Source organism: Brevibacillus sp. B_LB10_24, from assembly GCF_046036945.1.
GTDB lineage: Bacteria > Bacillota > Bacilli > Brevibacillales > Brevibacillaceae > Brevibacillus_C.
In genome coordinates this window covers 1-19,835 of sequence record NZ_JBJQOQ010000005.1, presented here as the reverse complement: position 1 = coordinate 19,835, position 19,835 = coordinate 1, and the positions used below count along the sequence as shown (strand labels likewise).

The 19,835-nt window shown below is 53.0% G+C and carries 19 protein-coding genes and 2 pseudogenes; 19 read left to right on the top strand and 2 right to left on the bottom strand.

Going from position 1 to position 19,835, the window contains the following annotated elements; genetic code table 11:
- Positions 1–12 precede the first annotated feature (12 nt).
- The 9 genes and pseudogenes from ACI7RC_RS06790 to ACI7RC_RS06750 all read left to right on the top strand — a co-directional run bounded on the left by ACI7RC_RS06790 (position 13) and on the right by ACI7RC_RS06750 (position 9,350).
- Positions 13–786: an enoyl-CoA hydratase/isomerase family protein gene (locus ACI7RC_RS06790; RefSeq protein ID WP_408107480.1), complete on the top strand. Its 774-nt coding sequence runs from the start codon at positions 13–15 to the stop codon at positions 784–786.
- A 29-nt stretch (positions 787–815) separates the two neighbouring features.
- Positions 816–1,967, top strand: a complete 1,152-nt coding sequence (locus ACI7RC_RS06785) for an acyl-CoA dehydrogenase family protein (protein WP_408107479.1) — start codon at positions 816–818, stop codon at positions 1,965–1,967.
- Positions 1,968–2,082: 115 nt separating this feature from the next.
- On the top strand, positions 2,083–3,276 hold the full coding sequence (locus ACI7RC_RS06780; RefSeq protein WP_408107478.1) for a thiolase family protein: 1,194 nt from the start codon (positions 2,083–2,085) through the stop codon (positions 3,274–3,276).
- A gap of 13 nt (positions 3,277–3,289) precedes the next feature.
- Entirely contained in the window at positions 3,290–4,279 is a 990-nt protein-coding gene (locus tag ACI7RC_RS06775) for a hydroxyacid dehydrogenase (RefSeq protein ID WP_408107477.1), read from the top strand.
- An 18-nt stretch (positions 4,280–4,297) separates the two neighbouring features.
- Positions 4,298–5,377, top strand: coding sequence for a tartrate dehydrogenase (locus tag ACI7RC_RS06770; RefSeq protein ID WP_408107476.1), 1,080 nt, complete (start codon positions 4,298–4,300; stop codon positions 5,375–5,377).
- Positions 5,378–5,403: 26 nt separating this feature from the next.
- Entirely contained in the window at positions 5,404–6,171 is a 768-nt protein-coding gene (locus ACI7RC_RS06765) for an electron transfer flavoprotein subunit beta/FixA family protein (RefSeq protein ID WP_408107475.1), read from the top strand.
- A 12-nt stretch (positions 6,172–6,183) separates the two neighbouring features.
- The gene (locus ACI7RC_RS06760; protein ID WP_408107474.1) at positions 6,184–7,158 is read left to right on the top strand and encodes an electron transfer flavoprotein subunit alpha/FixB family protein; all 975 of its coding nucleotides are present in this window, start codon (positions 6,184–6,186) and stop codon (positions 7,156–7,158) included.
- 198 nt (positions 7,159–7,356) lie between these two features.
- Positions 7,357–7,995 (top strand): annotated as a pseudogene (locus tag ACI7RC_RS06755) (pyridoxamine 5'-phosphate oxidase family protein).
- Between the two features lie 41 nt (positions 7,996–8,036).
- Entirely contained in the window at positions 8,037–9,350 is a 1,314-nt protein-coding gene (locus tag ACI7RC_RS06750) for an acetamidase/formamidase family protein (protein WP_408107473.1), read from the top strand.
- A gap of 72 nt (positions 9,351–9,422) precedes the next feature.
- Here ACI7RC_RS06750 and ACI7RC_RS06745 read toward each other — a convergent pair whose 3' ends face one another.
- A complete protein-coding gene (locus ACI7RC_RS06745; RefSeq protein WP_408107472.1) occupies positions 9,423–9,953 on the bottom strand; it encodes a GNAT family N-acetyltransferase in 531 nt (176 codons plus the stop codon).
- A gap of 394 nt (positions 9,954–10,347) precedes the next feature.
- Here ACI7RC_RS06745 and ACI7RC_RS06740 point away from each other — a divergent pair, with 394 nt between their 5' ends.
- The gene (locus ACI7RC_RS06740) at positions 10,348–10,749 is read left to right on the top strand and encodes an HlyD family secretion protein (protein WP_408107471.1); all 402 of its coding nucleotides are present in this window, start codon (positions 10,348–10,350) and stop codon (positions 10,747–10,749) included.
- A 121-nt stretch (positions 10,750–10,870) separates the two neighbouring features.
- Here the strand turns inward: ACI7RC_RS06740 and erm are convergent, their stop codons facing one another.
- Positions 10,871–11,716, bottom strand: coding sequence for a 23S ribosomal RNA methyltransferase Erm (gene erm / locus ACI7RC_RS06735; RefSeq protein ID WP_408107470.1), 846 nt, complete (start codon positions 11,714–11,716; stop codon positions 10,871–10,873).
- A gap of 788 nt (positions 11,717–12,504) precedes the next feature.
- On the opposite strand from erm, the gene ACI7RC_RS06730 reads away from it, so the two are divergent.
- The 9 genes and pseudogenes from ACI7RC_RS06730 to ACI7RC_RS06690 all read left to right on the top strand — a co-directional run.
- The gene (locus tag ACI7RC_RS06730; protein ID WP_408107469.1) at positions 12,505–12,957 is read left to right on the top strand and encodes a MarR family winged helix-turn-helix transcriptional regulator; all 453 of its coding nucleotides are present in this window, start codon (positions 12,505–12,507) and stop codon (positions 12,955–12,957) included.
- A gap of 98 nt (positions 12,958–13,055) precedes the next feature.
- Positions 13,056–13,550: a VOC family protein gene (locus ACI7RC_RS06725; RefSeq protein ID WP_408107468.1), complete on the top strand. Its 495-nt coding sequence runs from the start codon at positions 13,056–13,058 to the stop codon at positions 13,548–13,550.
- Positions 13,551–13,889: 339 nt separating this feature from the next.
- Positions 13,890–15,365: an MDR family MFS transporter gene (locus ACI7RC_RS06720; protein WP_408107467.1), complete on the top strand. Its 1,476-nt coding sequence runs from the start codon at positions 13,890–13,892 to the stop codon at positions 15,363–15,365.
- Between the two features lie 267 nt (positions 15,366–15,632).
- Positions 15,633–16,256 (top strand): TetR/AcrR family transcriptional regulator, encoded by a 624-nt coding sequence (locus ACI7RC_RS06715; protein ID WP_408107466.1) that lies wholly within the window; start codon positions 15,633–15,635, stop codon positions 16,254–16,256.
- A 30-nt stretch (positions 16,257–16,286) separates the two neighbouring features.
- Complete coding sequence (locus ACI7RC_RS06710) at positions 16,287–16,817, top strand: GNAT family N-acetyltransferase (protein ID WP_408107465.1); 531 nt, start codon at positions 16,287–16,289, stop codon at positions 16,815–16,817.
- Positions 16,818–16,898: 81 nt separating this feature from the next.
- On the top strand, positions 16,899–17,288 hold the full coding sequence (locus ACI7RC_RS06705) for an MmcQ/YjbR family DNA-binding protein (protein WP_408107464.1): 390 nt from the start codon (positions 16,899–16,901) through the stop codon (positions 17,286–17,288).
- Positions 17,289–17,384: 96 nt separating this feature from the next.
- Entirely contained in the window at positions 17,385–17,537 is a 153-nt protein-coding gene (locus ACI7RC_RS06700) for an RAxF-45 family protein (protein WP_408107463.1), read from the top strand.
- Between the two features lie 104 nt (positions 17,538–17,641).
- Positions 17,642–19,537: a ribosomal protection-like ABC-F family protein gene (gene abc-f, locus ACI7RC_RS06695; protein WP_408107462.1), complete on the top strand. Its 1,896-nt coding sequence runs from the start codon at positions 17,642–17,644 to the stop codon at positions 19,535–19,537.
- A gap of 87 nt (positions 19,538–19,624) precedes the next feature.
- Positions 19,625–19,835, top strand: a pseudogene (locus ACI7RC_RS06690) (Zn-dependent hydrolase); the annotation flags it as partial.

The following is a 19,835-nucleotide window of genomic DNA, read 5'->3' as shown; positions in this document are numbered from 1 at the left end:
AGTGCGGATGCGGTGTACAACAACATACTTGTCGAAGTTGCAGAGGGAATCGGGATCATCACGATCAACCGGCCCGAAGTGAGAAACGCCTTGAGTGCGGAGACGCTGCAAGAGATTGTCCAGGCTTTGGAGGAGACAAGAGAGAACCAAGAGGTACGGGTGTTGGTTTTTACAGGTTCAGGGGAAAAATCATTTGCCGCAGGGGCAGACATCTCCCAGCTGCATAAAAGGACGATGATCGAAGCGCTTCGGCCGAATATGACGGCAGTCTACCGCAAGATTGAAGAATACGAGATACCGACCATTGCTGCGATCAACGGCTACGCCCTCGGTGGCGGCCTGGAGCTGGCGCTGGCCTGTGACATTCGCATTGCAGCGGAGCACGCCAAGGTCGGGCTGCCGGAAGTAAATCTGGGGATCATGCCGGGAGCGGGCGGTACGCAGCGGCTCTCCAGAATCGTCGGAAAGGGCCGGGCGATGGAGATGATCCTGACTGGAGATATCATCACGGCCGAGAAGGCGGAGCGAATCGGCCTGGTAAACAAAGTCGTATCTCTTGCGGAACTGCTGACGACGGCGAAAGAATACGCCGCGAAGATCGCGTCCAAAGGTCCGTTGGCGGTGAGATTGGCCAAAGCGGTAGTCAACCACGGAGCCGATACGGAGATGGAGACGGCCCTCTTCCTGGAAAAGCTGGCCCAAACCATCCTCATCGGTTCGGAAGACAAATGGGAAGGGACGCTGGCCTTTTTGGAGAAACGCACGCCGCAATTTAAAGGAAAATAATCGTACACACTGACGAAGGAGTGGTTGACATGGATTTTCGTTTTTCAGAAGACATTGAAGTTTTGCGAAAAGCAGTGCGGGAATTCGTCCAGACCGAGGTAGAAAAGGTGGCCATGGAGATCGAAGAGAACGACGAAATCCCGGAACACATCGTCGAGATGTCCAAGGAGATGGGCTTGTTCGGACTCAGCATTCCCGAGGAGTACGGCGGGCTGGGACTGGATATGGTCGGGAAGTGCGCGATTTATGAAGAACTGGGCAAGACGCACAACGGCTTTACCACATTGATCGGCGCCCATACCGGCATCGGCAGCGTCGGGATCGTGGAGCTGGGGACGGAGGAACAGAAGCGAAAGTACCTGCCGAAAATGGCGACGGGCGAATGGATCGGCGCGTTTGCCTTGACAGAGCCGAGCGCTGGATCAAATGCGGCCAATCTGAAAACGACGGCGGTCAAAAAGGGAGACCGGTACATCATCAACGGCTCCAAGCACTACATCACCAACGCCGTTTGCGGGCAAATCTTTACGGTGATGGCGGTCACCGACCCGAGTAAAGGGGCGAAAGGGATTACTTCCTTCATCGTCGAAAAGGACTTCCCCGGCTTTAAAGTGGGTGCCGTCGAACGGAAAATGGGTCTGCGCGGTTCGCATTCCGCCGAGCTGTTCTTCGACGACATGGAAGTGCCGGTCGAGAACGTCCTGGGCGAGGAAGGCAACGGCTATGTGAATGCGCTGAAAATCCTCGCCAACGGACGGGCCGGACTTGCCGCACGAAACCTGGGTTCTTGCGAAAAACTGCTGGAGCACTGCATGGACTATGCGATGCAGCGGGTCCAGTTTGGCAAGCCGATCTTTGAGCAGCAGGCCGTACAGCACATGTTGGCGGAGATCTCCATGGAGATCGAAGTGCTGAGAGCGATGACGTACCGGACAGCGTGGATGACCGACGAGGGCATGCGCGTTGTAAAGGAGGCTGCAATTGCCAAATTGTACGGCTCGGAGGTTTACAATAAAGTCGCCGATCTTGCCGTTCAGATTCACGGCGGCATCGGGTACATGCGGGACTATCCGATCGAGCGCTATTACCGGGATGCGCGGATCACCAAGATCTACGAGGGTACGACACAGATTCAGAAAAATATCATTGCCTCGGAATTGAAACGAGAGTTCTCCAAATAAAAAAAGCTACAATCGAAGCCTACTCAAAGGAGCGGGTTCTTCCCTAGAGGAAGCTTTTTATGCCGATAGGAAAGTGATCCTTTCCTATGCGGAAAAAACAGTGAGGTGATTTCCATTGAGAAATGTCGTGATTGTGGATGGAGTCAGAACGGCGATTGGCCGAATGGGCGGGACGCTCAAAGACGTCGAGGTGGATTATCTGTCTGCACGGGTGATGAGTGAAGTATTGCAGCGAAACGCGATCGAAGGCAAAGATGTGGACGAAGTGATCTGGGGCAATGCGAAGCAGAGCTCCGATCAGCCCAACCTTGCCAGGCTCGCCGCTCTGCGCGCCGGCCTGCCGATCGAGGTTCCTGGCTACACGGTGCATCGGCAGTGCGCCTCCGGTCTGCAGGCGATCAACAACGCAGCCCAGCAGATCATGTGCGGCTATGCCGACATCGTGCTTGCGGGGGGAGCGGAGAGCATGAGCAACGCGCCCTACTATCTGCGCAAAGCCCGTTACGGGTATGAAGCCGGCAACGCCGAGCTCGTCGACCCCAACACGGAAAGCCAGCCGCGGGCCCAGCCGATTGAAGTCTACGGCCACTTGACGATGGGCTTGACGGCGGAGAACCTGGCAGAAAAGTACGACATCAGCCGGGAGGAACAGGACGAGTTTGCACTCGGCAGCCAGGAGAAGGCTTCAGCCGCGATCCGGGACGGCAAATTTGCCGGCGAGATCGTCCCGTATGAACTCAAGAAGCGGAAAGAGACGATTCTGTTCGACACGGATGAGCATCCGCGCCCTACCTCCTTGGAAAAGCTGGCTGCGCTCAAGCCGGTATTCAAACAGGGCGGCACCGTTACGGCAGGGAATGCCAGCGGACGTAACGACGGGGCCTCTGCCCTCATCGTGATGGCGGAGGAAGAAGCGGTAAAACGGGGCATCAAGCCGCGCCTGCGGATTATCGCCCAGGCGGCATCCGGGGTATCTCCCGAAATTATGGGAATCGGGCCGGTACCGTCGACGATCAAAGCATTGAAACAGGCCGGCCTGACGCTTGATGATATTGATCTGATCGAGTTGAACGAAGCGTTCGCGGCGCAGACCCTGGCTGTCGTAAAAGAACTGAACATCGATCAGCAGAAGCTGAATGTCAACGGCGGGGCGATCGCGCTTGGCCACCCGCTCGGCGGTACGGGAGCGATCCTGATGACCAAGCTGATGCATGAAATGGAGCGGCGCGGCAGCCGGTACGGACTGGTAACCCTGTGTATCGGCGGAGGCCAGGGACTGACGACCATCGTGGAAAATCTGCGCGTGTAAAAAGGAGTCTATTATGAATAAACCCAAAATCCTGCAAATCTTGTCCATGTACCATGAGGCAGGAGAGGCGATTTTACAAGAGGGGGCCGAGGTAATCCGCACCGACGTGTACGACCCGGATCATCTCTGCGCACTGGCCCGCGATGTGGACGGGATTGTCCTGCGTGCTCCGGCAAAGATAACCAGGCAAATCATTGACGCGGCCCCATCGCTGAAGGTCATTTCTGGTGCGGGTGTTGGCTTGGACAATATTGACGTTGGGTACGCGACTGAGAAAAAGATCCCGGTCCTGCACGCGCCATCTGTCAACGGGGTTTCTACGGCGGAGCACGCGGTGACGCTGATCATGGCGCTCGGCAAGTCGCTTATCGGCTTTCACCAGGAGATGAGCCAGGGCAACTACGCTTCCCGCACCGTACTGAAAACAAATGAATTGAAGGGCAAGACGGTCGGCATCGTCGGTTTTGGCGCGATCGCCAAGGAAGTGGCAAAACGGCTCAAACTGGGTCTGGACATGGATGTCACGGTCTGGGTTCGATCGTACGACAAGGCCAAGCACGGGCTGGCAGAAGAGTTAGGGCTGAAAGTCACCACCGACCTGGACCATCTCTTTGCGGAGTCAGACTTCGTCTCGCTGCACATCCCGCTCACCCAAGAGACCAGCGGCAGCATCAACCGCCGCCATTTTTCACTGATGAAGCCGACGGCGTACCTCGTCAACACGGCTCGCGGCGGAGTGGTCAACCAAGATGATTTATACGAGGCGCTGAAAACTGGAGCGATCGCCGGCGCCGGTCTGGACGTCTTCGATCCGGAGCCGCCCGCAGCCGACCTGCCGCTCTTGTCCCTGCCGAATGTGATCGTGACCCCGCACGTCGGCGGCACAACGGTAGAGTGCAACTACATCAGCGCGACGACGGTGGCGACCAATGTGCTGCGGGTATTGGCCGGCGAACGGCCACAGCACATCGCCAATCCCGAAGTACTGGAAGCTCGATTCTAAAGACAGGAGAAGAAAGAGATGAAACATTACTCAATCGCTTTAATTCCCGGTGACGGGATCGGTGTCGATGTCATTCGGGAAGGAAAAAAAGTGCTGGATACGATCTGTGAGCTCGACGGCGGTTTTTCGCTGACCTACGAGACCTTTGACTGGAGCTGCGAGTACTACGCCAAACACGGAAAAATGATGCCGGACAACGGCCTGGAGCTGTTGAAAGGCTTTGATTCCATCTACTTAGGGGCAGTCGGCTATCCTGGCGTCCCTGACCACGTGTCGCTGTGGGGACTGCTTTTGCCGATCCGCCGTTCCTTCCAGCAGTACATCAACATCCGTCCGGTCAAACTGCTGCGAGGGATCAAGTCACCGCTGGCCAACCGCGATGCCAGCGACCTCGATTTTATCGTCATTCGCGAAAACAACGAAGGGGAATACTCCAACATGGGCGGCCGCATCTACGAAGGCACCAACCTGGATATGGCCATCCAGAACAGCGTGTTTACCCGCACCGGGGTGGAGAGGGTGCTGCGCTACGCCTTCAAGCTGGCCCAGGAGAAGGGAAAGCGGAAGCGGCTGACGGCGGCGACCAAATCAAACGGGATCAACCACACCATGCCGTTTTGGGATGAATACGTCCACAAGATCCATCAGGAATTCCCGGAGATCGAGACCAACATCGTCCATATCGATGCCCTTTGCGCCTTCTTCGTATCCAAGCCGGATGTCTTCGACGTCGTCGTCGCTTCCAACCTGTTCGGCGACATCTTGACTGACCTGGGTGCGGCTATCGTCGGCGGTATGGGGATCGCCCCTTCGGCAAACATCAATCCGGAAAAGAATTTTCCCTCCATGTTTGAGCCGGTGCACGGTTCGGCGCCGGACATCGCCGGAAAGGGCATCGCCAATCCGATCGCGGCCATCTGGTGTGCCAGCATGATGTTGGAGCACTTCGGCGAGGAAAAAGCGGCAGCAGCGATCATGGAAGCGATGCAGGATGTACTGGAGGAAGGACGGGTGGTCACCCCTGACCTCGGCGGCCGGGCAACCACCGAAGAGGTTGGCAGCAGCATCTGTGATACGTTAAAGAAAAAACTAGGTTAATATCGGAAAGGAGACGGGGGAAGCCGATGAACTTGATCGTGCTCATGAAGCAGACCTTTGACACCGAAGAAAAAATTTCTTTGGAAAACAATGACATTCGCGAAGACGGGGTTGAATTCATCATCAATCCGTACGATGAATACGCCATCGAAGAAGCGCTGAAAATTCGGGAAGAGCAGGGCGGGGAAGTCACCGTCATCACGGTAGGACCCGATCGCTCGGAAAGCGCGCTGCGGACAGCGCTGGCGATGGGGGCCGATAAGGCGGTGTTGATCGACGATGAGGGAGCGGCCGGCGATGAGTACGGAACAGCCAAAATTCTCGCCGCTGCGATCCAGGGACGCGAGTATGACCTGATCCTTGCCGGCAACATGTCCATCGACAACGGCTCCGGTCAGATCGGACCCCGCGTAGCCGAACTTCTGCAGATCCCGCAGATCACGACGATCACCAAGCTGGATGTGCAGGACGGCAAGGCGGTAGCAGAACGCGACGTCGAGGGAAATATTGAAGTGATCGAAGCGCCATTGCCGCTCTTGGTCACGGCCCAGCAGGGATTGAACGAACCGCGTTATCCGTCATTGCCCAACATTATGAAAGCCAAGAAAAAACCGCTGGAACGATTGACGATCGCCGATCTGTCTGTACAGGAGGATGAAGTGGAAAGCAAATCGGCTGTGATCAACCGTTATTTGCCGCAGAAAAAAGCAGCCTGCCGAATGATCGAAGGCGGTGCCGCCGAACAGGTGAAAGAACTGGTAAACATCCTTGGCAACGAAGTAAAAGTGATGTAAGGGGATGGGAAGATGAGCAGAAATATACTGGTTGTTGCAGAATCAAGGGGCGGCAGCTTGCGGAATGTTTCGTATGAAGTGCTGACAGCGGCCAAACGGGTGGCGGACGGCGGAGTGATCACCGCTGTTGCCTTGGGCAGTGACTCACCCGGTTACGCGGAAAGTCTGGGAGCACACGGAGCGTCCCGGGTGTACGCCGTCACCAACCCCGAGTTGGACACGTACACCACGGATGCTTATTTTCAGGCGCTTTATCAAGTGATTCAGGAAGTAAATCCGGATGCAGTGTTCATGCCGCATACCGCGATCGGGAAGGATTTGGCACCAAGAATTGCCGCCCGCCTGGGGGTCGGTCTGATCTCCGACGTCGTCGACGTGGAGGTTCGGGACGGACAGGTTGTCTTTACGCGTCCGATCTACGCCGGGAAGGCGTTTGAACAACGTGCGGTAACGGCAGGAACGATGTTTGCCACGATACGCCCCAACAACCTGCCGATTGATGCGAGCGGCTCCACGTCTGCCGAGGTTTTGCCGTTTACCGCGTCATGCAAGGATTTGCGCACCGTCGTGAAAGACGTCGTCCAAAAAATGGCAGGACGCGTCGACTTGACGGAAGCAAAAGTGATTGTCTCCGGCGGACGCGGAGTGAAGTCGGCAGAAGGCTTTGCTCCTTTGCAGGAATTAGCTGACTTGTTGGGCGGTGCCGTCGGAGCATCCCGCGGCGCCTGTGATGCCGGCTACTGTGATTACTCGCTGCAGATTGGCCAAACAGGCAAGGTCGTCACTCCGGAATTGTACATCGCCGCCGGCATTTCGGGAGCCATCCAGCACGTGGCCGGAATGTCCAATTCCCGCATCATCGTGGCGATCAACAAGGACCCGGAAGCGCCCATTTTCCAAATTGCCGACTACGGCATCGTCGGGGATCTGTTTGAAGTCATTCCCCTGCTGACGGAGGAATGGAAGAAAGTGTTAACTGCAGTTTGATCAGGTACTTTAATTGGAACCAAAGTTGTCCCGGAAGGCCAGAATCCTTTCGGGACAATCTGTTTTTTCAATAGACACCAGGCAGAGAAGGAAAACCGTGACCCGGCCAGAATAGAATCAGTATGAAGAGAAGCAATATAGAGCTCACACTGATGTCGGATTTTTCGGAGAGATCAGTGTCCATGAGGGAGTGGTCGTATGGGTAGTTTTGAGCTTTTTGATGATGTTATTTCATCCGAAGAGGATCTGCGTTCCTTGCTTGGCGAGCCGAGCGAACTCGTCTCCCGCAAAGCGATTCAACATCTGGATCAACATTGCCGCGGCTTTATCGCACAATCTCCGTTTCTCGTGGTAGCTACATCTGATGCCAGCGGTGCTTGTGATGCCTCGCCCCGCGGAGATTCACCGGGATTCGTGCTGGTCGTCGACGAGAAGCACCTCATCATCCCGGAGCGGCCTGGCAACAAAAGAACGGATTCGCTGCGCAACATTTTGTCTAACCCGAGAGTCGGTCTGATCTTCCTCATTCCCGGCATGGAAGAAACCTTGCGCGTGAACGGCCGTGCTTGTGTGATTCGCGATGAGAAGTACTTGGAGCAAATGCAGGTAAACGGCCGCGTTCCGCTTTTAGGCATCGGAGTAGAAGTAGAAGAGTGTTTTATGCACTGCGCCAAAGCCTTCAAGCGTTCCGGATTGTGACAGGAGGCTACATGGCCGGCCAAGGAGGAGTTGCCATCAGCAGCCCGGATTCTCGCTGATCACGTCAAACTGCCCGGCGTCACGGAAAAACAAGTGGCGGAGGGATTGGCGGAAAGCTATACCAAACGGCTGTACTGATAGGAAGCAATCAGGAAAAATACGGGCAGGAGGGAAGCAAAATGGAACAGCATGCAGCGCAAGAAACCGTCTACGTCAACACTTTTACCAATGGCGTATTGGACCCGTCCCAGCCGATGCTGGGGCCGGTGCGGGATGGGGGGCACATCGTAGCCAATACGACCCCCGGATGTTGGGGGCCGATGATTACGCCGCGGCTTCGCGGCGGTCATGAAGTCACCCAGCCTGTTTACCTGGAAGGGGCAGAGGTAGGTGATGCGATCGCCATCCGGATCAAGTCGATTCGCGTCACCTCAATGGCTACGGCATCGGGCAATGACCGGACGATTGAAGGGCGGTTCTTAGGCGATCCGTTCGTCGCAGCGAAATGCCCGAACTGCGGCACGATGCATCCCGAGACCCGGATAGAAGGAATCGGCCCGGAGGCCATCCGCTGCACAACATGCGGGGCAGACGTGACTCCCTTTGTCTTCACCAATGCCTATACGATGGGGTTTGACGAACAGCATGACTTTGGCGTTACGCTGCATCAGGAGGCGGCTGAACGGATCGCCCTCGACGGCCGGCGGTACATGGCGACGCCGGGCGGATCCTGCCAAAATCCGATCGTTACTTTCGCTCCCCACGATATCGTCGGCGCCATCGCCAGGGTTAGGCCTTTTCTGGGGCAGTTGGGTACGACTCCGTCCCGTCCGTTCCCCGACTCCCACAACGCCGGCGATTTCGGTTCCTTTTTGATCGGCGCCCCGCACGAGTACGCCCTCACGGCAGAACAACTGGAAGAGCGGACAGACGGGCACATGGATATCAACCGCGTCCGCGAGAATGCCGTGCTGATCTGCCCCGTGAAAGTCCCCGGCGGAGGAGTCTACCTGGGCGATATGCACGCCATGCAAGGAGACGGCGAGATTGCCGGACATACCACGGATGTCGCTGGGATCGTGACCCTTCAGGTCCACGTGATCAAAGGGCTCCGCTTGGATGGGCCGATCCTGCTGCCGGTAGAAGAGGACCTGCCGTATCTGGCCCGTCCGTATACCCAAGAAGAAAAAGCAAGAGCGCTGCAAATCGCCCGCAAGTGGGGTCTTGAGCAGCTGGAAGACACAGCCCCGGTCTCCTTCGTCGGAACGGGTGCCAATCTGAATGACGCGACGACCAACGGGATGGAGCGGGCGGCAAAACTGTTGGGCATGACCGTTCCGGAAGTGATGAACCGGGCGACGATTACCGGCTCCATCCAGATCGGCCGCCACCCGGGCGTAGTCACCGTCACCTTCCTTGTGCCCGTCGACCGGCTGGAGCGGATGGGGATTGCGCAGCTAGTTGTGGAGCAGTACCGATTGAATCGCAAGTAATCCGGGAAGGTAAAAACATATAGATATGGGCCCTTAAAGATCTGATCGATTTTTGAGGGCCTTTGTCGTCTGTTATGTATGGTTCATCGCCGCGTACTCCATCCGGGTCAGGGAGTAGCGGCGTACGCTCTCTTCACCGTTTCGCCGGATCCCCCTATCCCGCAGGCCGATCTTCTCGGAGACCCGCATGGAACCGAGATTATCGGGGTGAATTTCGGCAATGGCTTCGTCTATACCTACAGTCTCAAAGCCATACCTTAGGATCGGCTTCGCCGCCTCGGTAGCGTATCCTTTTCCCCAGGCATCGCGGATCAGGCGCCAGCCAATCTCGATTTCCGGGCCGCGAGCATCGACGGGGATCAGCATGATCCAGCCGAGAAAAGCGTTGTCTTCCTTCTTCAAAACGGTCCAGTATCCGAGTCCCTCCGGATAATCGGCTTTCATGCGCGATAAGACAAATTCCTTGTGTTTGGCTTCATCTGTCCATGGCCCGCTAATAAAGCGAACCACTTCCGGGTCGCGGTCCATCTTGAGGCAGGCTTCGAGATCGGCTAACTCACGCGGGCGGATAATCAGTCGCTCGGTAGAGAAAGTGGGTAACACGTCAATTCCACCTTTCATCAGTGTCAGGGGCAAAGGATAAGCAGAATGTTTTGCTAATTTCTATTTTACCTGATCTTTACAGAAAACGGTCAAGGGTTGATTCTTCGCTTGATAATGAGGACCTGTCCTTTTTTTCAGACTGTAGGAAAATTTCAACCAATGTTTCGGTCATACATGTTTCGTGCAATGGCAACGTTAAAGGAAGTATTGGCAATTAATGATAATCTTTATCATTTAATGTGTTGAGAATTATTCTCACTTTCGCTGTGGCAGATAGTGAAGAATGAGGGGCTGCAGCCTGTACGGTGAGCATGGTTTTCGACATAACCATACGGAGTATGTACTTCCTCCTCTGGATGAAGTGATTGAAAAAGGGTACCGACAACGTCCTGAAATGCTTAAAAAGCAGGCGGAATTGAAATGGGCGGAAGTAAAAGTGAACCTGGTGCACCAGTATTCTTCTCTTGTAACGTACAAGGGACAGATGGCCAGGAGTGAAGCAAGAAAAGCAGAACTGGAGCTGTTAAAATTACAAGCTGTAGCGAAAAAGGATATGACGCAAAAATACAAGAAACTGAAGGCGGCGATCGAGAATAAAACGCAAATGAATGAAGAACTGCAGCGGGCTGAGGAAAGCTATGCTGCCGCGATCGAGCCATATAAAAAAGGTAGCGTGACGCCTCTAGAACGAGAACAGGCGGAAGAAGCTTGGTACAAAGCCAAGGCAGGTTGTCCGGCAGCCGAGCGCGAATACAAGCTGGCGCTGGCTGCATTTGAATTTTCAATCGGAGACTAGGTGAGGCGGAAAGATTGCCGGTCTTGCCTTGACTACATACAGCAAGGATGGCAGTCCGAACGGTAAAGTTCCAGACTGCCATCCTTTATGATTGTTTTCACAAAAATCTATTTCCAGTTTATTACCTTCTGCGCCTTTTGGGCCAACGAAACGCTTCAACCCGCTCCAACATCGTATGGAAAACAATCCCCCATTGAAGTTCGTTTAACGTGCAAATGGACGCGTGCCGATCAACTCCCAAGGCTTTAACCAAATGTCTCAGTTGCGGCGGCGTGAAAATTCCCTTTAGCACTTCGGAGATCGGCAGGTCGGGATACCTCAGTCCGTATTCAGCAAAACCGACGAAAGTATCATGGTGACGGGGTGTAACATAGGCATTTTCTTTCCTGGTGATCCGGAAGATAGCCGATTCTACGCTTGGCGGGGGCGAAAAGCTGTATTTCGAGACGACCTGCACCAATTCCATGTCAAACCACATACGCCACTTCAAAATGAGCGGATTTCGCATCAAGGGGGCAGTAAATCGTTTGGCCGCGCCTTTTTCTACAATGAGTATCGCTTTTTGAAATGAAGACGTTGGCGGATCAAGAAGTTTCTTCAGAATGGGAGTTGTGATGGAAAAAGGGATGTTGGCCACGACGCTGAAGGGCTCTACCGGAAGACGTGCCTTTAGAATATCTTTTTCGATAATGGTGATATTCGAGTACCCTTCCGCCATACGTCTAAGCTTTTGCGCAAATGCGGGATCGTTTTCGATCGCCAGGACTTTACCGGCTTTTTCTGCCAAGCGAAAAGTCAAAGCGCCTTTTCCGGCCCCGAGATCCACAATGGTATCGGTGGAATGGACGCTGGCTTTTCCAATGATTGCCTGAACAATGCGTTTATTACGCAGTAAATGCTGACCGCTGAAATTTTCCTCTTCTGCAAGCTTCCGTCCTTTTTTACGCCGTTTATCTTGTCTTTGCATATGAGTCCCTCCGTTATCGGCAAAATAGAAAATACTTTTGGGCTGCCGCTGTATGTTCGTTAATCGGAAAGGACATCAGATGATCTGCAAGTAAGAAGAAACGGATTGACTTTTTTAGACCGTTGCATTTCTTTAGGTGGTTAAGGAAGGGATGAGCGGGTAGAAATTCATTCCTTAACTCGAAAAATGGGCAGACCAATCCTGAGTCCTCTGCACACAGACAGAGCCCTTTGGCAAGTTTTCATCCGTTGCACAAAGTTTGAACTCAGATATGCTGATCTACCACACGTGACCCTCCGTCCCTAATGAGCAAGCAATAAAAAAAAACACAGGCTAAATGCTGCCTGTGTTTTCGCTTGGAAGAGGACACCAAAAGACCGCAAGGAACGAGGTTCCTTACCGGTCGGATCGTTGGTCTTCCATAGGATGACATACACGAATGAGTTACTCAACAGACAATAACACCTTCATCTGTAGAGCAACAAACGGTTATTCATCAGATATGATAGTAGCTGGAGGTATCACGAAAAATGGGCAGACCAATCCCGAGTCCTCTGCACGCACAGGCAGAGTCTTTGTACGATTTCATTCGTTGCACAAAGTTCTAACTCGGATATAATGAGTCGCCACACGTAACCCTCCGTTCCTGAAATTCATACTGATCTTATCACAAGAGTAAGTAATTGGCAAAAGGAATCTAAATAATGTATCAAGTGTGGATTGACAGATTTAAAAAAACGGGGTAATTTGATAATTAGAATTCTAACTGCTTAAGGGTGAGTGTAAAAGTGGACAACGACAATTCTGATCATTTAACCTGGGAATGGAACTCGGGACCGATCGGCCGGACGGTAAAGGTGGCCTATGTCACGCTGCGCCGCGAGGTCGAAGCTCAATTAAAACCGATAGGAATTACGCATACACAGTGGAGTGTACTAGGGATCATCCACTATTTTCCTGGAATTACGTCATCAGAACTGGAGCAAATTCTTTTGATTGAACGTCCCAGCGTGACCAGCCTGATAAACGGTTTAGTTAAAAACGGATGGGCTATTCGCCGGGATCATCCCACTGACGGACGGTACAAGCAGATCTTTTTGACGGACGAAGGGACGAAGTTGGCCATCCAAACGCAGGATCTTTCAAACATAGTGGATCGCCGGGTGAGGGAAGGAATGACGCCGGAAGAATTCGAAACACTTAAGAAACTGCTTAAAAAAATGATTGGCCTGTTTAAGTAACGTTCCTGATGAAATCGTGATTTTTTCGGAAATATAGTTAGAATTCTAATTGTGTGGACAGGGTACAAAACATACTCAAAAAAGGAGTGATATGTACGATGACAAAACCACAGAATCGGCAGCAAACGGTATTGACACATTGGCAAGGGTTCCACCATATTGCCCTGACAACGCCGAATTTGGATGAAACGGTGGATTTTTACCAAAACTTGCTGGGGATGCAGGCAGGACAAGTACTGCCGGCTGCAGGACGGCGGGGCAGGCACTGTTTTATCAAACCGGGTGACTCCGAAACGTGGGGAATCCACTTTTTTGAACATCCAAGCGCACAGATCTTTCAAAGTTCAGAAGAGCTGAAACGTCTGGCGGTAGAACCGGATTCAGCCGTCATGTTTCAATTTTTGCCGGGGGCCCTGCAACATATTGCCTTTGCCTTGCCGGGAGAGGAGGAAGGGCTTGCCCTGCGTGCAAAATTGCTAGAACACGGAGTAGTGGTAACAGACATATACGACCAGAAAAGTATTCGTAATTTTATATTCTTGGATAATAATGGCATTCAACTTGAAGCGGCATGGCCGAAGGATGTATCGTAAGCAAAAGATTTGCTTGAGCAATATCTTCTTTTTGATTTCATTTTACGGTTGACACCGCTACGGCTTTTTGCTACTTTAGTAACTATCGATTTAAAGGAAGGGTGTAGATAAGATGATCCTCTAATCCTGTATGCTATGAAACCGAACGTATGTCTCGGGACAGGATTAGTGTGGCATTTTCTATTCCCAAAAAATCGATATGTCGTTTCGACGTGATGTATCTTGTTTTTTTGTGATAGAGACGCTACTCCTGACCCTTCGGCCAGGAGTTTTTTGTTCGGAGAGTTTGCGTCGTACGGCATCCATTTTTAATAGACAAAAAAGAGAGGAGGACATCATATGCGGAAAGAACAAGATCAAACGATAGCGACAGACGAAATCCAAAAGATAAAGGTCGTACCGCTGCTTGCTGTCCTGCTTTCTGGAGCATTTGTAGCGATATTAAACGAGACGCTGCTGAATGTCGCGATTTTACCGATTATGAAAGCTTTTGGAGTAGAGGCAAGTACGGCACAGTGGCTGACGACAGGTTATTTGCTTGTCGTCGCGGTGTTGGTGCCCGTGAGCGCCTTTCTCATTCAGCGATATACGACCAGGCAGCTATTTATCGCATCGATGAGTTTGTTCGGAATCGGGACGGCCATTGCGGGATTTGCACCTGTCTTTGCTTTTTTGCTCCTCGGGCGAATAATCCAGGCGGCTGGCACCGGGATCCTGATCCCGCTGTTGATGAACGTGATATTGGCGGTCATCCCGCCTGAGCGCAGAGGACGGGTAATGGGAGTGCTGGGCCTGGTCATCATGTTCGCTCCGGCGATCGGGCCGACCGTCTCCGGGCTGATTATCGACTATCTGTCGTGGCGGTGGCTGTTCCTTTTTGTGATTCCGATTGCGATCATCTCTATTTGGTATGGAATTGTTTCGCTAAAAAATGTCACCGAAGTGACGAATCCCAAAATCGATTTGCTCTCGATGGTGCTGTCCACCTTGGGATTTGGCGGAATCGTTTTCGGTTTCAGTTCGGCGGGCGAAGGCTCGGGAGGCTGGACCGACCCGATCGTATTCACGACGATCGCCGTCGGGTTCGTCGCGCTCCTGTGGTTTGTTATTCGCCAGCGCCATTTGGAAACGCCAATGCTTGATATGCGGGTCTTCGCTTATCCGATGTTTAGCTTGGCTATCGTCTTGATGATGATCGTGATGATGACGATGTTTGCCACGATGATCGTCATGCCGATGTTCCTGTTGAACGTTCTCGCCTTTAGCGCGGTTACAGTAGGATTGGTGATGCTGCCGGGCGGGCTGATCAACGGGGCGATTTCGCCTGTCATGGGGTACTTGTTTGACAAGTTCGGCCCCCGCTGGCTGCTGCTTCCCGGAATCGTCATGATGACGCTGACGGTTTTCTTGTTCCGCTCGCTCGACTCAGGGGCGACACCGGTGACGATCATCATCTTGCATTCGCTGCTCATGGTCTCTGTCGCGATGGTGATGATGCCGGCCCAAACGAATGGCCTCAATCAGCTGCCGCCGCATTTGTACCCGCACGGCGCAGCGATTGCCAATACCCTGATGCAAGTGTCCGGGGCGATTGGAACTGCACTGTTTATCACCATCATGACGATGGGCGAACAAAAGTTCTTGGCAGGGATCGCTCAACCGAGTCAGGCTGAGAAGACTGCTGCTCTGGCTGCAGGGGTGGAGCATTCTTTTACATTTGGCTTTGCCCTCTCGCTGATCGCGTTGATTCTCGCCTTTTTCGTCAGACGGGTAGCGACAACCCCGGCACCAGATAAAGGGGAAGGGACGCTGTAAAAGGTTGACCCGTCTTGTACAAGCTGGCTCTGAAAGTGAGCCGGCTTTTTTTTACAGACCGTTTCACGACGTCGACAGGATCGCCACTATCGAATACATGGCCATACGCGTATTTGGTTAAGCGCATGGATGGGACTCCTCTTAAGGGGTCCTTTTTTTGCTTGAAAAACGACATTCATGTCGTTTATAATAACAAGAACATAAAAATGACATAAGTGTCTATTTAAACAAAAATATAATCCTTATCATCAAGGAGTTGAACAGTAAGTGGCACCGAAAGTAAGCGAGGAGTATCGAACGCAAAAAAAGCTTGAATTGCTGCGGGCGGCCAAGCGCGTATTCATCAGAAAAGGCTACACGGATGCAACGATGCAGGACATCATGGATGAAGCCGGGGTGTCAAGGGGGGCACTCTACTCCTATTTTGAGAACATTGAGCACGCTTTTATCGAGGTTCTTCGGCAAGAAGACCAGAAAGTGCTCCATATTTTTGAACCCGATGACCAAACATCGCTATGGCGCCAGTTGGCTGACTGGGTGAGAGGGCAGCAAAAAAGCATTGAAGAGATTCATCAATCCCTGTTGCACGCGATGGCGGAGTTTTTTCTCTCTGCTCATTACCTGGTGAATAAAGCACACTTTCCTTATATTGCAGAGCGTTACCAAAGAGTAGCAGACGCCATCGCGCGGTTGATCCAGAAAGGAGCGGAACAAGGCGAATTTCGGCCCCGCATGTCCCCCGAAGCCATTGCGCTCTACTTTGTTTCGTTTATCGATGGGTTGATGTTAAACACCTTTCAGCTGGGGCCGGAAAAGACGAAGGTGGGCGAGCAGCTTGCGGTTCTGCTTGTTTCCTTGGAAGCAATGTTGGCTCCGGCAACGGAAGAATAGGCAAGTCATCATTTTTAGGAGGCGATCTTGATGTTGTTTGAATCTTCACGAGTATGGTTTCGAAAAATGACGGCGGATGATGCCGAGCTGTACCACCGCTGGAGAAACGATCTGGAAGTCATGCGATCGACAAGTCCTGCTTTAGATATCTATCACTTCGAAGCGACGAGGGATTTTGTCCAGCACGTCATCCTGGGTTCCGACTCCGCTAAAAGCTACATCATCCATGCCAGGGAGTCGGATCAACCGATCGGGATTACCTCATTGGTCAACATCGACTATAAAAATCGCAATGCCGAATGCATCATCGACATCGGAGAAAAAGAGTATTGGGGAAGAGGGTACGGTACAGAATCACTGCGTTTATTGCTGGATTACGCCTTTCGTGAATTGAACCTGCACAGAGTCTCCCTGCGCGTCTTTTCCTTTAATCAAAATGCGATCAAGCTATATGAAAAGATAGGGTTCAAGCACGAGGGAAGAGCCCGTCAAGCCCTGTTTCGAGACGGGACATGGCATGACATCGTCCATATGGGCATCCTTCAGAGTGAATATTGTTGAGAAGGAGGGGAAAGGATTTTCCCGCTTGAAGGAGAAACTGAAAAGGAGGTGATCGAAATAGAAAGGAAGGGGCACTGGCTTTTGGAACACGATAGACGCATCAAATCGAAGCAGGGGACCGAGATGTTGGAACGTGTCCGCAAGATTTGCAATTCCCTCCCGGAAGTGGAGGAAATCATCGACGGATTCGGACATACAACCTTCAAGGTTCGCGGTAAATCGTTTATCATGATGGGCGAATCCGATGGCAGCCCTGGTTTATCCTTCAAGTCGGACCGGGAAAATCAAGAAATTCTGCTGCAGCAGGGCCGGTACTTGAAGACGCCGTACATCGGCCAACACGGCTGGGTCTCGACCAAAAAGGACGAGCCATTGGATTGGAACGAGCTTGGCTCATTGCTAAAGGAAGCGTATTTGCGGGCGGCGCCGAAGCGTCTGGTGAAGCAAGTGTTGGACCAGGGGGCAGAGTAAGAAGACGAAAATAATTGTATTTTCGCTAGAGTGGTATATAATAGTAGGAACAAAATCGCTCTTATCGCAAGAGCTGAACAGGAGGTGAGGCAGGAGATGAATCGCAGTGTTGCCCTTTTTCGTATTAGCCAATTGCCAATGGCATTATTTGGCATTACCCATGCTGAAGCGGTCAACGGGATACGTATGTCCATTTTCGCTTATACGAATCAGACAATACGGCGAACAGACTCTCCTGCCTTGACCTGACGGGTAATGCTCATTAAGGCTGCGGGGATCTTTTCCCTGCAGCCTTTTTTTGTCTCATCAGTTGATTCGGGTCCGGGAGGTCTGATGCCTCTAGGAGGATTTCCATGATCATCAGCTTTCAACAAGTACAAAAATACTACGGTGCGAACCTTGTGCTCGCAGATGTTTCGTTTGAAGTCGGGGAGGGTGAGAAAGTCGGCCTGATCGGCCGCAACGGAGCGGGAAAAACGACCATTTTTCAACTGCTCGACAAAGCGATCTTGCCCGATCAGGGACAAATTTTCATCCGCAAGGGGACCCGTGTCGGCTTGTTGGCCCAGGTGCCGGCGGGGCATGACGGATGGACCGTTTATGACGTACTGTCGGCAAGCTTCCGGGAAGCAAATGAATGGGAACGCCAGATGAAGGAATTGGAGCGGCAGATGGCTGAACCTGCGATTGCAGCGGACGAACGGCAATGGAGCGCACTGGCGGAAAAGTACGGCCACTTGCTTGAGCGATTCGAGCGGGCGGGCGGTTACGAGATCGCCTCTTCGATCAACCGTGTGGCGTCGGGATTGGGGATTTCTGCCCAGCAGTATGACAGGCTCTTTTCTTCCCTGTCGGGAGGAGAGAAGACGAAAGTCGGGCTGGCGGCGCTTTTATTGAAACAGCCGGAACTGCTGCTTCTTGACGAGCCGACCAACCACCTGGATATGAGCGCAATCGAATGGCTGGAAGCTTATCTTGCCGCCTATCCGGGTACCGTCATCGTCGTCTCGCACGATCGCTGCTTCCTCGACAAGGTGGCAGGCAAGACCATCGAAATTGAGGACGGGGAAGCACATGTCTACCATACGAACTACAGCGGATATCAAAAGGAAAAAGAGGAGCGCTTGCTGCAGCAGTTTGCCGATTATCAGGAACAGCAAAAGAAGATCAAAAAAATGCAGGAGACGATCAAACAGCTGAAAGACTGGGGAAACCGCGCAAAGCCGCCCAATCCGACATTTCACCGGCGGGCCGCTTCCATGCAGAAGGCGCTGGACCGGATGGTGAAGCTGAAGCGGCCGCTGCTTGAGCGGCAGACGATCGCTTTGAAGCTTGAGCAGGAGGACCGGTCCGGCCAGCAGGTGATTCTGCTCGATCAGGTCGGGAAGGTTTATGGAAATCGCAGGCTTTTGAACCGGGTCAACGCGCTGCTCGTTTACGGGGAACGTGTCGCTCTTCTCGGGGAGAACGGATCGGGGAAGAGCACGTTGATGAAAATGATGATCGGCCAGCTCGATCTGGACGAAGGTGAGATCCGCATCGGTTCGCGGGTGGAGGTCGGATATCTGGCCCAGGACGAACCCCGGCCGACAGATGATAAAACGGTGGTTCGTTACTTTCAAGACGAGCTGTCAATGGAGGAAGGAGAGGCGAGAGGACAGCTGGCCCGGTTTCTCTTTTTCGGATCCGATGTCTTCAAGCGGGTATCCCAGCTGTCCGGCGGAGAGTGGAGCCGCTTGCGCCTGGCTGTCCTCATGTTCCGTATGCCAAACCTGCTGCTGCTCGACGAACCGACCAACCACCTGGACATTGAATCGAGGGAAGCTTTGGAGGAAGCCCTGGAGTCGTTCCCCGGAACGCTGCTGGCCATCTCGCACGACCGTTACTTTATCAATCGGGTTGCCCGCAAGATCTGGGCGTTGAATAAAGGGGAACTGTCTGTCCATCACGGGAACTACGATGAGTGCCGCGAGAAGCTCCATGCACAGGCATCAGGGGCGGCAGAGGCGGCAGTTGAAGCGCCTAAGGCGGATCAAGGGAAGGCTGCGAAGAAATCAACCCACCTGTCACCTGCGCAACAGTGGGAACGAAAAATCCTTGAGACGGAAAGGCACATCCGGCAGTTGGAGGAAAGTCTGTCAGATGCGGCGGAGCAAGAGCAAAGCAAGCTTACCGCCGAACGCGAAAGGCTTAGGAAGCTCCTGGACAGCCTGTATGAGCAATGGCTGGAAGCGGGGGAAGCGGACTGAGATTTTCTGTTTGACAAATCCAGCCGCTTGGCTTTAACTTGACAGTAAAGTGGAACAAGCCATAACAGACAGACAATGGAGGTCACCATGAACAAAGTTTGCAAAGTGAACGGAAATCGAATGGAAGCACGCCTTGCCGAGTTGGGGGAAATCGGGAAAACAGCGGAAAACGGCGTCCATCGGCTGGCCTTGTCAGCGGAAGACAAACAGGCGCAAAAGCTCGTCGCCGGCTGGATGCAGGAAGCGGGAATGACGGTTCGGCAAGATTCCTTCGGCAACCTGATCGGCCGCAAGGAAG

Bases quoted from the DNA above. Each gene is read 5' to 3' on its own strand.
- ACI7RC_RS06785 (WP_408107479.1), top strand. From the start codon at position 816: ATGGATTTTCGTTTTTCAGAAGACATTGAAGTTTTGCGAAAAGCAGTG.
- ACI7RC_RS06775 (WP_408107477.1), top strand. From the start codon at position 3,290: ATGAATAAACCCAAAATCCTGCAAATCTTGTCCATGTACCATGAGGCA.
- ACI7RC_RS06770 (WP_408107476.1), top strand. From the start codon at position 4,298: ATGAAACATTACTCAATCGCTTTAATTCCCGGTGACGGGATCGGTGTC.
- ACI7RC_RS06765 (WP_408107475.1), top strand. From the start codon at position 5,404: ATGAACTTGATCGTGCTCATGAAGCAGACCTTTGACACCGAAGAAAAA.
- ACI7RC_RS06760 (WP_408107474.1), top strand. From the start codon at position 6,184: ATGAGCAGAAATATACTGGTTGTTGCAGAATCAAGGGGCGGCAGCTTG.
- ACI7RC_RS06750 (WP_408107473.1), top strand. From the start codon at position 8,037: ATGGAACAGCATGCAGCGCAAGAAACCGTCTACGTCAACACTTTTACC.
- ACI7RC_RS06740 (WP_408107471.1), top strand. From the start codon at position 10,348: ATGCTTAAAAAGCAGGCGGAATTGAAATGGGCGGAAGTAAAAGTGAAC.
- erm (WP_408107470.1), bottom strand. From the start codon at position 11,716: ATGCAAAGACAAGATAAACGGCGTAAAAAAGGACGGAAGCTTGCAGAA.
- ACI7RC_RS06725 (WP_408107468.1), top strand. From the start codon at position 13,056: ATGACAAAACCACAGAATCGGCAGCAAACGGTATTGACACATTGGCAA.
- ACI7RC_RS06720 (WP_408107467.1), top strand. From the start codon at position 13,890: ATGCGGAAAGAACAAGATCAAACGATAGCGACAGACGAAATCCAAAAG.
- ACI7RC_RS06710 (WP_408107465.1), top strand. From the start codon at position 16,287: ATGTTGTTTGAATCTTCACGAGTATGGTTTCGAAAAATGACGGCGGAT.
- ACI7RC_RS06700 (WP_408107463.1), top strand. From the start codon at position 17,385: ATGAATCGCAGTGTTGCCCTTTTTCGTATTAGCCAATTGCCAATGGCA.
- abc-f (WP_408107462.1), top strand. From the start codon at position 17,642: ATGATCATCAGCTTTCAACAAGTACAAAAATACTACGGTGCGAACCTT.